This window comes from Microbacterium sp. NPDC077391 (assembly GCF_040686955.1).
GTDB lineage: Bacteria > Actinomycetota > Actinomycetes > Actinomycetales > Microbacteriaceae > Microbacterium > Microbacterium commune.
On the sequence record NZ_JBFBMI010000001.1, the window covers coordinates 935,368 to 949,267 of the forward strand.

At 70.7% G+C, this 13,900-nt stretch carries 18 protein-coding genes; 10 read left to right on the forward strand and 8 right to left on the reverse strand.

Annotated features, from left to right (window positions below):
- The first annotated feature begins 22 nt into the window (after nucleotides 1–22).
- From AB0O65_RS04225 to AB0O65_RS04235, 3 genes are read left to right on the forward strand one after another with little or no spacing between them, the layout of a single operon-like run.
- A complete protein-coding gene (locus AB0O65_RS04225; protein WP_071641471.1) occupies nucleotides 23–976 on the forward strand; it encodes a carbamate kinase in 954 nt (317 codons plus the stop codon).
- Nucleotides 977–1,012: 36 nt separating this feature from the next.
- Nucleotides 1,013–1,699 carry a GntR family transcriptional regulator gene (locus AB0O65_RS04230; RefSeq protein WP_071641470.1) on the forward strand — a complete coding sequence of 229 codons (687 nt, stop codon included), beginning with the start codon at nucleotides 1,013–1,015 and terminating at the stop codon, nucleotides 1,697–1,699.
- The gene (locus tag AB0O65_RS04235; RefSeq protein WP_071641467.1) at nucleotides 1,680–2,903 is read left to right on the forward strand and encodes a pyridoxal phosphate-dependent aminotransferase; all 1,224 of its coding nucleotides are present in this window, start codon (nucleotides 1,680–1,682) and stop codon (nucleotides 2,901–2,903) included. The genes AB0O65_RS04230 and AB0O65_RS04235 overlap by 20 nt, the downstream gene beginning before the upstream one ends.
- Here the strand turns inward: AB0O65_RS04235 and AB0O65_RS04240 are convergent.
- Both AB0O65_RS04240 and AB0O65_RS04245 read right to left on the reverse strand, forming a co-directional pair.
- The gene (locus AB0O65_RS04240; RefSeq protein ID WP_313477881.1) at nucleotides 2,851–4,056 is read right to left on the reverse strand and encodes a hypothetical protein; all 1,206 of its coding nucleotides are present in this window, start codon (nucleotides 4,054–4,056) and stop codon (nucleotides 2,851–2,853) included. The genes AB0O65_RS04235 and AB0O65_RS04240 overlap by 53 nt on opposite strands.
- The gene (locus AB0O65_RS04245) at nucleotides 4,053–4,670 is read right to left on the reverse strand and encodes an SAF domain-containing protein (RefSeq protein ID WP_363383299.1); all 618 of its coding nucleotides are present in this window, start codon (nucleotides 4,668–4,670) and stop codon (nucleotides 4,053–4,055) included. The genes AB0O65_RS04240 and AB0O65_RS04245 overlap by 4 nt, the downstream gene beginning before the upstream one ends.
- A gap of 97 nt (nucleotides 4,671–4,767) precedes the next feature.
- Between AB0O65_RS04245 and AB0O65_RS04250 the strand changes: the two genes are divergently transcribed.
- The gene (locus AB0O65_RS04250; RefSeq protein ID WP_191711816.1) at nucleotides 4,768–5,046 is read left to right on the forward strand and encodes a helix-turn-helix domain-containing protein; all 279 of its coding nucleotides are present in this window, start codon (nucleotides 4,768–4,770) and stop codon (nucleotides 5,044–5,046) included.
- Nucleotides 5,047–5,073: 27 nt separating this feature from the next.
- Here the strand turns inward: AB0O65_RS04250 and AB0O65_RS04255 are convergent, their stop codons facing one another.
- The gene (locus AB0O65_RS04255; RefSeq protein ID WP_363383301.1) at nucleotides 5,074–5,667 is read right to left on the reverse strand and encodes a hypothetical protein; all 594 of its coding nucleotides are present in this window, start codon (nucleotides 5,665–5,667) and stop codon (nucleotides 5,074–5,076) included.
- Nucleotides 5,668–5,815: 148 nt separating this feature from the next.
- Between AB0O65_RS04255 and AB0O65_RS04260 the strand changes: the two genes are divergently transcribed.
- A complete protein-coding gene (locus AB0O65_RS04260; RefSeq protein ID WP_071641457.1) occupies nucleotides 5,816–6,208 on the forward strand; it encodes an Rv3235 family protein in 393 nt (130 codons plus the stop codon).
- 31 nt (nucleotides 6,209–6,239) lie between these two features.
- Nucleotides 6,240–7,718, forward strand: coding sequence for a PAS domain-containing sensor histidine kinase (locus AB0O65_RS04265; RefSeq protein ID WP_071641455.1), 1,479 nt, complete (start codon nucleotides 6,240–6,242; stop codon nucleotides 7,716–7,718).
- A 110-nt stretch (nucleotides 7,719–7,828) separates the two neighbouring features.
- On the opposite strand, the gene AB0O65_RS04270 is transcribed toward AB0O65_RS04265, so the two are convergent.
- Nucleotides 7,829–8,077, reverse strand: a complete 249-nt coding sequence (locus AB0O65_RS04270) for a WhiB family transcriptional regulator (RefSeq protein WP_071641453.1) — start codon at nucleotides 8,075–8,077, stop codon at nucleotides 7,829–7,831.
- Between the two features lie 11 nt (nucleotides 8,078–8,088).
- On the reverse strand, nucleotides 8,089–8,211 hold the full coding sequence (locus AB0O65_RS04275; protein ID WP_256221010.1) for a hypothetical protein: 123 nt from the start codon (nucleotides 8,209–8,211) through the stop codon (nucleotides 8,089–8,091).
- Between the two features lie 71 nt (nucleotides 8,212–8,282).
- On the opposite strand from AB0O65_RS04275, the gene AB0O65_RS04280 reads away from it, so the two are divergent.
- Nucleotides 8,283–8,699: a hypothetical protein gene (locus AB0O65_RS04280; protein ID WP_363383303.1), complete on the forward strand. Its 417-nt coding sequence runs from the start codon at nucleotides 8,283–8,285 to the stop codon at nucleotides 8,697–8,699.
- A gap of 40 nt (nucleotides 8,700–8,739) precedes the next feature.
- Here AB0O65_RS04280 and bcp read toward each other — a convergent pair whose 3' ends face one another.
- The 3 genes from bcp to aroA are packed head-to-tail and all read right to left on the reverse strand — an operon-like array spanning nucleotide 8,740 to nucleotide 11,585.
- Nucleotides 8,740–9,213 (reverse strand): thioredoxin-dependent thiol peroxidase, encoded by a 474-nt coding sequence (bcp, locus tag AB0O65_RS04285; RefSeq protein WP_363383305.1) that lies wholly within the window; start codon nucleotides 9,211–9,213, stop codon nucleotides 8,740–8,742.
- Between the two features lie 9 nt (nucleotides 9,214–9,222).
- Entirely contained in the window at nucleotides 9,223–10,263 is a 1,041-nt protein-coding gene (gene rsgA / locus AB0O65_RS04290) for a ribosome small subunit-dependent GTPase A (protein ID WP_071641447.1), read from the reverse strand.
- A complete protein-coding gene (aroA, locus tag AB0O65_RS04295) occupies nucleotides 10,260–11,585 on the reverse strand; it encodes a 3-phosphoshikimate 1-carboxyvinyltransferase (protein WP_071641444.1) in 1,326 nt (441 codons plus the stop codon). Before aroA ends, rsgA begins: the two co-directional genes overlap by 4 nt.
- Before the next feature lie 126 nt (nucleotides 11,586–11,711).
- Between aroA and AB0O65_RS04300 the strand changes: the two genes are divergently transcribed.
- Genes AB0O65_RS04300 through AB0O65_RS04310 form a run of 3 tightly spaced genes read left to right on the forward strand, consistent with a single transcriptional unit; the run spans nucleotide 11,712 to nucleotide 13,871 of the window.
- On the forward strand, nucleotides 11,712–12,305 hold the full coding sequence (locus AB0O65_RS04300; RefSeq protein WP_143187138.1) for a sigma-70 family RNA polymerase sigma factor: 594 nt from the start codon (nucleotides 11,712–11,714) through the stop codon (nucleotides 12,303–12,305).
- Nucleotides 12,302–12,544, forward strand: a complete 243-nt coding sequence (locus tag AB0O65_RS04305; protein ID WP_191711813.1) for a zf-HC2 domain-containing protein — start codon at nucleotides 12,302–12,304, stop codon at nucleotides 12,542–12,544. The genes AB0O65_RS04300 and AB0O65_RS04305 overlap by 4 nt, the downstream gene beginning before the upstream one ends.
- A 31-nt stretch (nucleotides 12,545–12,575) precedes the next feature.
- A complete protein-coding gene (locus AB0O65_RS04310) occupies nucleotides 12,576–13,871 on the forward strand; it encodes a GNAT family N-acetyltransferase (RefSeq protein WP_363383308.1) in 1,296 nt (431 codons plus the stop codon).
- Nucleotides 13,872–13,900 lie beyond the last annotated feature (29 nt).

Consider the following 13,900-nt stretch of genomic DNA (forward strand, 5'->3'; position numbering starts at 1 on the left):
TCGGCTCAACAAGGGAGACAGAATGCGTATCGTGGTGGCTCTGGGCGGCAACGCTCTCGCGCGGCGTGGCGAGCCGATGACCGCCGAGTATCTGCGGGCCAACGTCCGTTCCACGTGTGAGGCGCTCGCCTCGCTCGCGAGCGAGAACGAGATGGTCATCACGCACGGCAACGGGCCCCAGGTGGGCCTGCTCGCGCTGCAGAACCTCGCCTACCAGGACGTCGCCGCCTATCCGCTCGACATCCTCGGTGCCGAGACCCAGGGCATGATCGGCTACGTCGTCCAGCAGGAGCTGTCGAACGCGCTCAACGGTGCGCGCGAGGTGGCCGGCATCATCACCACCACGATCGTCGACGAGTCGGACCCGGCGTTCGAGCGCCCCACCAAGCTCATCGGACCGCAGTACTCCGCGCACGACGCCGCGGAGGCGGCGGCGGAGTACCGATGGACGATCGCCAAGGACGGCAAGGCATTCCGCCGCGTCGTGCCCTCGCCCAACCCCCTCGCGATCGTGCAGGCACCGCTGATCCGCCGGCTGCTCGAGGCCGGCAGCCTCGCGGTGTGCGTCGGCGGAGGAGGGGTGCCGGTTCGCGTGGACTCGAAGGGCCGTCACGTGGGCGTGCAGGCCGTCGTCGACAAGGACCTCGCATCCGCAGCGCTCGCCGCCGACATCGGCGCCGACACGCTGATCATGCTCACCGACGGCGACTACGTCAGCGAGAACTGGGGGACACCGGAGCAGCGGGACATCCACACCGCCTCCGCTGACGCCGTGGCCGCGATGACATTCGCCGAGGGCTCGATGCAGCCCAAGATCGACGCCGCCATCCGCGTGGCGCGCGCGGGTGGACGCACGCTGATCGGCCCGCTCGACCGGCTCGACGATCTGCTCGCCCGCCGGATCGGCACCGAGATCGTGCCGACGCTGAAGGAGGGCATCCGCTGGGTGGAGAAGACGCCGGCCAAGACCGCCTGACCGGCTTCTCTCCCGTCGGGATGCGAGGATGAGTGCGTGGGAAGAGCAGACGACCGGGAGCTGGAGTCCAGCAGGGTCGCGTCGTGGTTGCGCGACGCGATCCTCGACGGCGACCGGGAACCGGGCAGCAAGCTGATCGAACGCGACCTCGCGAGCGAGTTCGGCGTGAGCCGCGTGCCGGTGCGCGACGCCCTGAAGATGCTCGAGGCCGAGGGGCTCGTCGAGTTGCGGCCGCGCACCTGGGCCATCGTCCGCGAGTTCACGGCCGCCGACCTCGCCGATCTCGATGAGGTCCGCCAGGTGCTCGAGCCGATGGCGTTCCGCCTCGCCGCGGAGCGCCATCGCCGTGACGGCCTGGATCGCCTGCAGCTCGCCCTGCAGGAGGAGCAGGACAGTGCCGCTCACGACGACCGGCTCATCTCGCGCCGCGCTGCCGCCGACTTCCACGAGATCGTCGTGGAGCTCGCCGACAATCGGCTGCTGGCGGGCCTCATGCAGAGCATCCGCAGCCGCCTGCGCTGGTCGCTCGTGCAGCACGACGACCTCGTGCACATCGCCGACGAGCATGTCGCGCTGTTCGAGGCGATCCGCGACCGCGACGGCGACAGGGCCAGCAGGCTCGCGCACGCCCACGTCGACAGCAGCCGCCGCGAGCGGCTGTCGCACGCGGCATCGCTGCGTCTGCCCCCGGTATCCTTGCGGAATGACACGCCGCACTCTTGACCAGTCGTCGAAGCTGAGGAACGTTCTCTACGAGATCCGCGGCAAGGCACTGATCGAGGCGGCGCGGCTCGAGTCCGAGGGGCATCAGATCCTCAAGCTGAACACCGGCAACCCGGCGACCTTCGGCTTCGAGGCCCCGCACCAGATCGTGCGCGACATGCTCGCCGCCCTGCCGACCGCGCACGGCTACAGCGAGAGCAAGGGCGTGATCACGGCCCGACGCGCGGTCGTCAGCCGCTACGAGGAGATCGACGGCTTCCCGCGCTTCGACCCCGACGACGTGTTCCTGGGCAACGGCGTCTCCGAGCTGATCACGATGGTCATGCAGGCGCTGCTCGACGAGGGCGACGAGGTGCTCATCCCCGCCCCGGACTATCCGCTGTGGACGGCGATGACATCGCTCGCCGGCGGCACCCCGGTGCACTACCTCTGCGACGAGCAGAACGGCTGGCAGCCCGACCTCGAGGACATCCGATCGAAGGTGACGCCGCGCACCAAGGCGATCGTCGTCATCAACCCCAACAACCCCACCGGCGCGGTGTACTCCAGGGAGGTTCTCGAGGGCATCGTGCAGATCGCGCGGGAGAACGATCTGCTGCTGCTCTCCGACGAGATCTACGATCGCATCCTCTTCGACGAGGCGACCCACATCCCTACCGCCACCCTCGCCCCCGATCTGCTGTGTCTCACCTTCAACGGCCTGTCCAAGACCTACCGTGTGGCCGGCTACCGGTCGGGGTGGGTCGTCATCACGGGGCCGACCTCGCACGCGCGTGGGTTCCTCGAGGGGATCACCCTGCTGGCATCCACTCGGCTGTGCCCGAACGTGCCGGCGCAGTACGCGGTGCAGGCTGCGCTCGGAGGGGTGCAGTCGATCGACTCGCTGATCGCGCCGACCGGCCGACTGCACGAGCAGCGCGACATCGCATGGCGAGGACTCGAAGCCATCCCCGGCGTCAGCTGCGTGAAACCGGCGGGAGCGCTGTACGCATTCCCCCGGCTGGACCCCGAGGTGCACGAGATCCGCGACGACGAGAAGCTCGTCTACGACCTGCTCGTGTCGGAGAAGATCCTGCTGGTGCAGGGCACCGGGTTCAACTGGGCCACCCCCGACCACCTGCGCGTCGTCACGCTGCCGGAGGCGCGCGTGCTCAGCGAAGCCGTCGAGCGCCTCGGAAACTTCCTCGCGAGCTACCGCCAGTGACCTCCGCTCGGGCGCCGAGACCGGCGGCGACGCGTCGCACGGCGCTCACGAGCTGAGAGCGCGGCGAGACGTCCGCGATCGCTCTGGCGTGCAGCGCCGCGGCATCGGCCGCCCGCTGGTCGTGCGGAACGAAGGCGACGTCGTCGATGCCGGCGAAGCGGCTCAGCGTGCGACGGATCTGTCCTCTGGCGTCGATGCCGAGCGGACCGGGGCGTGCGCGGTTGGCCACGACCGTGACGGGGGTATCGCCCACGAGGTGACGCAGCTCGGTGTACCCGCGCAGGAACCGGCTGACGCCGAGCGGGTCGGCGCCGAGCACGGCGACCACGGCGTCGGCCTCGAGCAGCACGGCGGCGGTCGCGGCGTGCCGCTGCGGCGCATCGGGTCCGAGCTGATCGTCATCCTCGTCGAACGCGGCCGCGACGTCGACGACGATCTCGTCCTGCCAGTCACGGGCGACCGCGAGCGTGGCGCGCAGCCGCGCGGCGGCGAGCTCGGGCCATCGACTGGGGCGATTCAGCCCGCCGAGCACATCCAGCACGCCCGCCGATGTCTCCAGCGGCACGGCGAGGCGGGACAGCTCGGCGACGTCCAGACTGCCGAGCTGGGCGCGCCGGCACGCGGCCGCGAGACCGGGGGATTCATCGCCCAGCCCCAGCTGCAGCGCCACCGACGGAGCCACGCTGTCAGCGTCGACCAGCGCCGTGCGGCGCCCGGCCCGGATCAGCTCCACGGCGAGCTGGATGGCCATCGTGGTGCGCCCGGGGGCGCCGTGCGGCCCCCACACCGCGAGAACACGAGGCGGCCGGGCGGGATCGGAGGACCCGTCCGCGGTGGCTCCGGCGGTGATCGTGGCGAGGACCCGCGCTCCCGGTGTGTCGAACGGCAGCGGTGCGGGCAGGCCGAAGCGCGATGCGATCCGTGAGTCTGCCGCGCCGACCGGCACCACCCGCACGCCGGCGCGATCGCAGGCGCTGACCAGGTCGGATGTCAGCAGGGACCGGATCGGCGGGACGAGCAGCGCGTCGATGCCGCTCAGCTGCAGCGCGGGCACGGCGTCGCGTGGCACGACCGTGACCTGTGCCCCCTCGAGCTCGAGATCGGTCGCGAGCAGCGCCGCATCGGCGCCGTCGTCGACGATGATCAGGTTCATCGCGACACCGCCCCTGTCGGGACGATCGAGATGGCGTCCCCGCCGGTGATCGCGGCCAGCACGTCGGCGACGTCGTCCCGGTCGACGACGACCTCGACGTCTGTGCGCGCTCCGGCGAGCATGCCGTCCTCCTCGGCGACGCGCGCGATGACCGCGTCCGCGACGAGGATCCGCGGCGCCTCGAATGCGCGTCCGTCCTCGAGCGGGGGAGCATGCCACAGCTCGACCACGGCCCCGCCCGTCACGTCGGCCGGCACGGCGGTGCTTCGGATCACCACGGATGTGGTGCGCAGGTCGTCCGGGTCGCCCACGGCGGCGAGCGGCACCAGCTCGCCGGCGGTGAGCGTGCGCACCGCGACAGCGCCCGGCTCGAGGCTCTGCGGAGCGAGGTACGAGTCGCCGAGCGCGCCGAGCCCCACCTCGACGACCTGGAGCTCCGCCGAGCTGATCGTCTCACCGGGAAGCACCGTTCTCGTCGCCTGCAGGACCGGGGTGGTCTGGCGCGAGGTCGACACCAGCAGCCAGACGCCGGCGACCGACGCGACCACGAGCACGACGCCGATCAGGAATCGCAGATCGCCGAAGAACGCACGCGGGGAACGGGAGCGGATCATGCAGACATCGTCACAGAAGTCGGACGACCGCCGCCGAAGTTATCCACAGCGGCCGGTCGATGACGGCTTTCATGCCACGTCGGGGGAGAATGAATGCATGTCCCAGGCACCCAGAGACACTCCGCGCTTCCTCGCGCCCGCGCAGGTTGCGGAGCTTCTCAGCATCGAGGTCGACGAAGTCATCGACCTCGTGCACGAGGGGCGTCTGCGGGGCTCGCAGGTCGGATCGCCGCCCCGCTGGCGGGTGGAGCACGCCAGCCTCGCCGATTACCTCGACGCGCAGTCCGAGGAGGCGCGCCGGATGGCGCTCTGGCGGCAGTCCAATGAGGCCAGCTTCCCCGAGGTCTGGGGAACCGCGCCGCTGCGCAGGGACTGACCTCGCTCGCTCGCCGCCACCGTCCGCTCAGACGACGCCCGACGCGTCTTCCACGCGCACCCAGCTGAGCGAGACGAACGGGATGCTGCGGAATCCGCGCACCGAGCGCACGCGCCGCGGCTCGTGCGGATCGTGCAGCGCGAGATCGAGATGATCCGCGCCCGCGCGGTCGATCGTGCCGTGCTGAGGATCCCCGGAGCGCCTGCCGACCGTGACCGGCACGCGCCGCCGCGCGAGATCGCGCAGCACGAACCCGAGCGTCATCCGCCCGCGCAGGCCGCTGTCCGGTGCGCCGGGGGAGAGGCTGGCGAGCAGGGTCCCGTGGTCGACCGCGAGCGACTCGATCGCATCCAACGGGGCGATCCGCATCCGCGAGTCCCCGCCCGCGCTCACGCCGACCCAGTCGGCGCCGACGACGCGCAGCACGGCATCCCACCGCTCACCGCCCGCCAGTTCGAGCATCATCCTGCCCTCGGTCGCGCTCATCGCCCGCAGGCGGTCATGCAGTGTCAGCTTCGAGATGCGCAGCCGCTCGGACTCGGCATCCAGCGCCGCGCGCTCGGCCTCCCACTCGGCCGCGAGCTGGCCCTCGAGGTCATCGAAGAGATGCTCCCATTCCACGCTGTCGACAGTAGAGGAGAACACATCCGGACGATGCGGGTTATCCACAGCCGGGTGCGAACACCCTCGGCACAGCAGACGCCCTGTGTTATTTTCGTGGGGTTCGCTACGAAGATGAGCAGCACCACGCGCCGGGGGGTATCGCGCAATGACGACGACGTTGAACGAATACTTCGCTCCGCAGCCGACCTCGGCGGCCGAGCTGCCCGATCCGGTGCCGCTGCTGCGCAGCCTGACGCAGGGGGCTCTGGAGGTCCTCGCCGGTGTGCGCGAGGTCGATCAGCTCGCACGATGGTTCAGCGAAGACGCGTTCCGCGCCCTGGTCACCCGAGCGAACCTGTCGGCCCGCGCGCGCAGCGCCCGCAACCAGGCTCCCACGCGACCCAGCTTCCAGATCCTCTCGATTCGCGAGAGCGCCCCGGTCGACAACGTCATCGAGGCGGTCGTGGTGGTGGCGGGGCCCGGACGCACGCGAGCGGTGGCGATCCGGCTGGAGGGCTTCGACGGGCGCTGGCGGGCCAGCTCCCTCGCCATCCTCTGAACGCGTCTCCGCGCGCCAGTAGGCTGAATCCGTGTCAACACTCAGCGACCTCGTCCACGCCCAGGGTCTCCTCACGGATGCCGATGTCGAATGGCTGCACCGCCTGGCCGGCGACGGCCAGCTGCTGGCCGACCTCGCCTCCGCCGACATGGTGATCTGGATCAAGACCTCCGACGGCTCGTTCATCGCGGTCACCCACTCGCGCCCCAGCGGCGCCGCCACGCTGTTCTACCGTGATCTCGTCGGCGAGAAGGTCCGCCCGCAGTGGCGCACCCAGGTGCAGGCGGCCTCCGAATCCGGGACGATCGTCGACTCGTCCTCACCGGACTGGTTCGAGGAGACCCCCACCCGGGTCCGCGCCGTGCCGATCCGCCGCCGCGAGGGCAACGACGAGGGCGAGATCATCGGGGTCCTGACCCGGCACACCAACCTCGGCGAGGTGCGGATGCCGTCGCGCCAGCAGATCAGCTTCGACGAGTGCGCGAACGACCTGTTCCACATGATCGCCTCCGGAGAGTTCCCCGATCTGTCCGCTCCCACCGCGCCGCGCCGCGGTGCGCCGCGCGCCTCCGACGGACTGATCCGGCTCGACGTCGACGGCATCACGACGTTCGCGAGCCCCAACGCGCTGTCCGCGTTCAATCGGATGGGCTTCGACGACGAGCTCGAGGGGGAGTCGCTGGCCGAGGTCACCACGCGGCTCGTCCCCCCGTCGCGTCAGGTCGACGAGTCGCTGCCCGTGGTGGTGACCGGCCGGGCTCCGTGGCGCACCGACATGGAGGCGCGTGGCGTCACCGTGTCGCTTCGAGCCATCCCGCTCAAGGATCGCGGCACCCGCATCGGCGCCATCGTGCTGTGCCGCGACGTGTCGGAGCTGCGTCACCAGGAGCAGGAGCTGATCACCAAGGATGCGACGATCCGCGAGATCCACCATCGAGTGAAGAACAACCTGCAGACGGTCGCCTCGCTGCTGCGCATCCAGGCGCGGCGCACGCATTCGGACGAGGCGCGTGAGGCGCTCACCCAGGCGATGCGAAGGGTCGAGTCGATCGCCGTCGTGCACGACACGCTGGCCAGTGGGCTCGCTCAGACCGTGGACTTCGACGAGGTCTTCGACCGCGTGCTCAAGCTCGTCGCAGAGGTCGCCGCCGCGCCCAACACGCGCGCACGCACGCAGCTCGAGGGGCGCTTCGGCGTGCTGCCGAGCGAATACGCGACACCGCTGGCGCTCGCGCTCACCGAGGTGGTGACCAACGCCGTCGAGCACGGGCTCGCGGGCCAGGAGGGCATTGTGCGCATCGAGGCGACCCGCACCTCGGAGCTGCTGCGCGTGACCGTGGCGGACACCGGGCACGGTCTGCCCGAGGGACGGGTGGGTCAGGGGCTCGGCACGCAGATCGTGCGCACGCTGATCCAGGGCGAGCTCAGCGGCAGCATCGAGTGGAAGGGTGCGGAGGGAGAGGGCACCGAGGTGATCATCGAGATCCCGATGCGCTGGATCTCCGTCTGACCCTCGTCCCGCCGCGAGCCGCCGGCACACGGATGAGCGCCGGTCATCCCGCAGGATGACCGGCGCTGATCCGATCGTGTGCGCTCGGAGCCCCGAGCGGAGCGGCTGCGTCAGCCGGCGCGGCGTGCGCGGGCCGCGCGGCGCTTGAGCGCGCGGCGCTCGTCTTCGGACAGACCGCCCCACACGCCCGAGTCCTGGCCGGACTCGAGGGCGTACTGCAGGCAGATCTCCGTGACGGTGCAGGTGGCGCAGACGGCCTTGGCCTTCTCGATCTGATCGACAGCGGGGCCGGTGTTCCCGACGGGGAAGAACAGCTCGGGGTCGACGGTCAGGCAGGCTGCTTTATCGCGCCAGTCCATACGGGGGCTCCTCAGAGATAGGTGTTTCGGTGCGGGGCGCCGTTCTCGCGGCGCGCAGATCGGGTGAGCGGATCGGGGTCGGCTACCCTGGTGATGCGGGCGATCGCCCGCCCCACTCCGATGTGGGAGCACATGGCTTGTTCCATTGTGTTACAGAAACCATCTGAAATCAAGGGTTTTTCCACAGCTCTTGAGAGGAGTCCCCGTGCGCACTTCCGGCCCGACCATCGCCGCAGCCATCGTGCTCGCCCTCGAGGCAGTCGCCCTCGGGGTCGTCTGCATCATCGAGCTGCTGGCACTGGGGGCGGGCGAGGCATCGTCGACCGTCGGCGGCATCGCGCTCATCGTGCTCACACTGATCGCGGCCGGCGCCCTCGGTGCGTTCGCGTGGGGCACCCTGCGTCGCGCCTCGTGGGCGCGGTCAGGGGGAGTGGTGTTCCAGGTCCTCGGTGTCGCCCTCGGGCTGGCATCCCTCAGCCTGGAGCCGAAGGTGTGGCTGTTCACGCTCGGCGTCGGCGGGACGGCACTGATCGGTCTGGTTCTGCTGATCACCGCGACGCGGCGCGACGGGGAGTCGGACCCGCGGCTGCACCGTGGCGCAGAACCGAGCGCTCGGGACTGAGCCCGAGCCGGAGGGCCGAGCGAGACACCGAGCCCTGACCTCAGGCGTCGATGCCGAGGATCTTGCGCAGTCGGGCGACGTGACCGGTCGCCTTCACGTTGTACTGGGCCGCGCTGATCGTGCCCTGCTCGTCGATGACGAAGGTGGAGCGGATGACGCCTTCGACGACCTTGCCGTAGTTCATCTTCTCGCCCCACACGCCGTACGCCAGGTGCACCGCGTGGTCGGGGTCGCTGAGCAGCGTGAAGGTGAGCCCGTCGCGCTCGCGGAACGCGCGCAGCTTCTCGGGCTCGTCACGGGAGATGCCGACCACGGTGTACCCGGCGGCCTGCAGCGATGAGATGCTGTCGCGGAAGTCGCACGCCTGCGTCGTGCAGCCCGGAGTCATCGCCGCCGGGTAGAAGTACAGGATGACCTTCTGGCCGCGCAGATCGGCGAGCGAGACGGCCCTGCCGTCCTGATCGAGAAGCGAGAAGTCGGGGGCGGGGGTACCGGGTTCCAGGCGAGTCGTCACCCGGCCAGCCTATCCGGCGAAGGTGGCCAGCAGTCGCTGCAGAGACTCCAGGCGAGCCTGTCCCGTCTCGCTCAGCTCGCCGTCGGCCGCGGCTTCGTTCAACGCGCAGTCCTCCGCGTCGGCCAGGTGCGTGCATCCGCGCGGGCAGTCCGCGGCGATCTGCGCGAGCTCGGTGTACGCGGTGAGGATGTTGGCGGGATCGACGTGTCCGAGCCCGAACGAGCGGACACCGGGGGTGTCGATCACCCACCCGCTGCCCGCGGCGCCGACGTAGCGCAGCGACACGGTCGACGACGACGTGTGCCGGCCGCGGCCGGTGACCTCGTTGACGTGTCCGGTCGCGCGGTGCGCGTCGGGGACCAGCGCGTTCACCAGCGTCGACTTGCCCACCCCGGAGTGACCGACGAACACCGTGGAATGGCCCACGAGGGCCTCGCCGATCTCGTCGACCGGCATCTGCCCTCGCGCGCTGGTGAACACCGTCAGATCCAGGCCATCGAAGTGGGAGAGGAAGTCGGCGGGGTCGGCGAGATCGGTCTTCGTCACGACGAGCAGCGGGCGGATGCCGGCATCCAGCGCCGCGACGAGGTATCTGTCCACCAGGCGCGCTCGCGGCTCGGGATCCGCCGCCGCCACGACCACGAGCATCTGATCGGCGTTCGCGACGATGACCCGCTCGACCTGGTCGGTGTCGTCGGCGCTGCGGCGCAGCAGCGAGGTGCGCTCGACGATGCTCACGATGCGGCCGAGGGTGCCCTCGTCGCCCGACAGGTCGCCGACCACGCGGGCGCGGTCCCCGGTCACGATCGGCGTGCGTCGCAGCTCGCGGGCCCTCGCCGCGGTGATCATGCGCTCGTCGGCGGTGTCCTCGTCGAGCAGCACGCTGTACCGGCCGCGATCGACTCCGAGGATGCGTCCGATGACCGCATCGTCGTGGGCGGGGCGGCGTTTGGTGCGCGGGCGATTCGCCTTCGGGTTGGGGCGGGTGCGGATGCGGCTCTCGTCGAAGTCCTCGACATCGTCGAGGTCGTCGTCGCCGAGCCAGCTCACGCGATGGCGCCCGTCAGCATGCGCTCCCACAGCTGGGTGAACTCGGGCAGCGTCTTCGCGGTCGTGCCGATGTCGTCGATCTCGACCTCCGGGACACGCAGGCCGATGAGCGCGCCGGTGGTCGCCATCCGGTGATCGTGGTGCGCCGGCCAGACACCGCCGCGCAGCGGCCGCGGGATGATGCGCAGGCCGTCGGGCAGCTCCTCCGCCTCCCCGCCGAGGGCGCGGAGGTTGTTCACGAGCGCCGCGATCCGGTCGGTCTCGTGCGTGCGGATGTGCGCGACGCCGCGGATGGTGGTGGGGCCGTCGGCGAAGGCGGCGAGACCGACGATGGTCGGGGTCAGCTCGCTCGCCGCCGACAGGTCGATGTCCAGGCCCCGGATGCCGTCGCCGGCGCGCACCGTGAGCGCACCGCCGTGCCGGCTGGTGTGGGCGCCGAGGGCATGCAGGATGTCGGGCAGCAGGGCCCCCGGCTGGGTGGAGTGCAGCGGCCAGCCGGTCACCGTGACCTCTCCGCCGGTCACCAGCGCTGCGGCGAGGAACGGCGCGGCATTGGACAGGTCGGGTTCGATCGCGATGTCCTTCGCCCTCGGCACGCCCGCCTCGACGAGCCACTCGCCCGCGGCGGGACGCTCGATGCGGATGCCCCGTCGGCTGAGCGACTCGATCGTCATGTCGATGTGGGGCAGGCTCGGCAGGTGCTCGCCGGTGTGCACGAGGTGCAGTCCGACGTCGAAGCGTGGCGCGGCGAGCAGCAGCCCCGAGACGAACTGGCTGGACCCGGAGGCGTCGATCTCGACCCTGCCCCCGCGGATGCGCCCGTGCCCGCGCACGGTGAACGGCAGCGACCAGGTGCCCTCGTCGTCGATGTCGACGCCCAGATCGCGCAGCCCGGTGATCAGCGCGCCCATCGGACGGTGCAGGGCGCTCTCATGTGCGGTCAGGTGCACCTCGTCGTCGGCGAGCCCGGCGAGCGGAGCGACGAAGCGCATCACGGTTCCGGCCTGGCCGCAGTCGACCGTCACCCCGCCACGCAGACGGCCGGGCGTGATGAGGAGGTCGGGGCCGAAGTCGCCGTCGGACGGCTCCTCCTCGATGCCCACTCCGAGCTGGCGCAGCGCCTCGATCATGCGTCGGGAGTCGTCCGAGTGCAGCGGACGGATCAGCCGGCCCGGTCCGTCGGCGATCGCGGCGATCACCAGTTCGCGGTTGGTGAGCGACTTCGAGCCGGGGACGGTGACGGACGCGCGCACGGCGTGCTCGGCGACCGGGGCGACGTACCGGCCTCGAGCGGGTGCAGGGGAATACCGTTCAGTGCTCATCGGTTCTAAGCCTAGTGAAGCCTGCGACAGACGGAGAGGAGAAGACACATGACGGCGAGTGCCCTGCGCGACCGCACCGACGATGTCTCTGCTGACGACGTGCTCTCCCGCCTAGACTGGCCGGTGATGGACGAGACAGCTTCCCGCGATCCTCGACGCGACTTCGAGGAGCAGGCGATCCCCTTCATGGATCAGCTCTACGCGGCAGCCATGCGCATGACGCGCAACCCGGCCGACGCCGCCGATCTCGTGCAGGAGACCTTCGTGAAGGCCTACGGCGCGTGGTCGACGTTCACGCAGGGGACGAACCTGAAGGCGTGGCTGTACCGCATCCTCACCAACACGTACATCAACCTCTACCGCAAGCGTCAGCGCGAGCCGTTCCAGAGCGCGATCGACGACCTGGAGGACTGGCAGCTCGGCGGCGCCGAGTCGACGACGGCATCGCACAGCCGCTCGGCCGAGGCGGAGGCGATCGACCACATGCCGGCGTCGGTCGTGAAGGATGCCCTGCAGGAGGTCCCCGAGGACTTCCGCCTCGCGGTCTACCTCGCCGACGTCGAGGGATTCTCCTACCAGGAGATCGCCGACATCATGAAGACCCCCATCGGCACCGTGATGAGCCGTCTGCATCGTGGCAGGCGCATGCTCCGCGAGCTGCTGGCCGACTACGCCGCTGAACGGGGAATCCGCGCGGCCGAACCGAGGAGCAGAAAATGAGCGACTGCGGCTGCGAGAAGGCGCGCCGGGATCTGGAGGAGTACCTCCGCAACGAGGTCTGCCGTACCGCGCACACCGAGATCCGCGAGCATCTCGAGAACTGCGAGGCGTGCAAGGACGAGGCGCTGGTGGCGAAGACCCTCACCGATGTCGTGGCACGCGCCTGCAAGGAGACCGCGCCCGAAGAGCTGCGCGACCAGGTGCTCGCCCGTCTGCGGGCCGCGCAGGCGACGCACTGAGGGCGAGATCGCGTCCCTCTAGGCTGGGTGGATGACCGCACCGGAAGAGACCATCATCTCCGTCGACCCGGATTCGCAGCGCCGCCTGCGCGAGAGGGGCCTGGACTATCGCATCGCCGACATGGCGGTGGACGCCGACGCGGAGGGCTTCCTCCGCGCCGACTCGCGTGGCTTCCTCGATGAGGATCCCACCGACGCCGAGCTGGCGCAGGCGCGGGAGACGATGCGCGCACGGCGCAACATCGGCGTCTACGATCCGGCGGCCGGAACCTGGCCGATCGCGACGGTCAACAGCTGGGTGACACCGCTCACCCTCCCCGGTGGGGAGGTCGACATGTGGGCGATCAGCTCGGTGACCGTGGCGGGCACCCATCGTCGACGAGGCATCGCGCGAGACCTGCTCGAGGGCGAGCTGCGAGCGGCCGCGCGGGCCGGTGCGCCGGTCGCCGGGCTCACCGCATCCGAGGCGACGATCTACGGCCGATACGGGTTCGGCCCCGCGGTGCCCGTGATGCGGTTCACCCTCGACACGGCACGCGCCGGCTGGGCCGGCGGGGAGGCATCGGCGGGGCGCCTCGTCTACGCCGACAAGCAGACCCTCGCCGACGATCTCGAGCGGCTGCACGAGGCATCGCGCTCGCACCGCTCCGGGCAGATCGCGGGGTGGCGCGGGAGGTGGCAGCGCATGGCGGGCCTCGCTGCGGGGGACAAGGAGGCCGCCGCCGTGCGCGGTGTGCGGTTCATCGATGCGGACGGCGCCGTGCAGGGCGCCATGGCGTACACCCTCGCCGAGCTTCCGGGCGGGTTCCGCTCGGAGATGCGGATCCGCTCGATCATCACGGCCTCCGACGAGGCGCTGCGCGCGATCTGGCGCTTCGTCGTGCAGCACGATCTGGTCACCACGGCCCGCGTCGACCTGCGTCCCCTCGACGACCCGCTGCCGTGGCTGGTGGCGGACCAGAGGGCGGTCACCGCCGAGGTGCACGACCACGGGTGGCTGCGGGTGCTCGACATCGAGGCCGCGCTCGGCGCACGCACCTACAGCGCGCCGCTCGACATCGTGCTGCGCGTCGAGGACCCGCTCGGGTTCGCTGCCGGCGACTGGCGCATCAGGATCGACGAGAGCGGCCGGTGCCGGATCGCCGCGACGTCGGATTCGCCGGACGTCACGCTCGGCGTCGTCGAGCTCTCGACGATCTACGCCGGGGGAGTGCCCGCGTCACAGCTCGCCGCAGCCGGCCGGGTGCACGGCGACGGCGACGCGCTGAGCGCGCTCTCGCGTGCGTTCCTGACCGCCCCGGCGGTCCTGCTCGGCATCTGGTACTGACCGGCAGCAAAAGACGGGAAAGGCCGCAG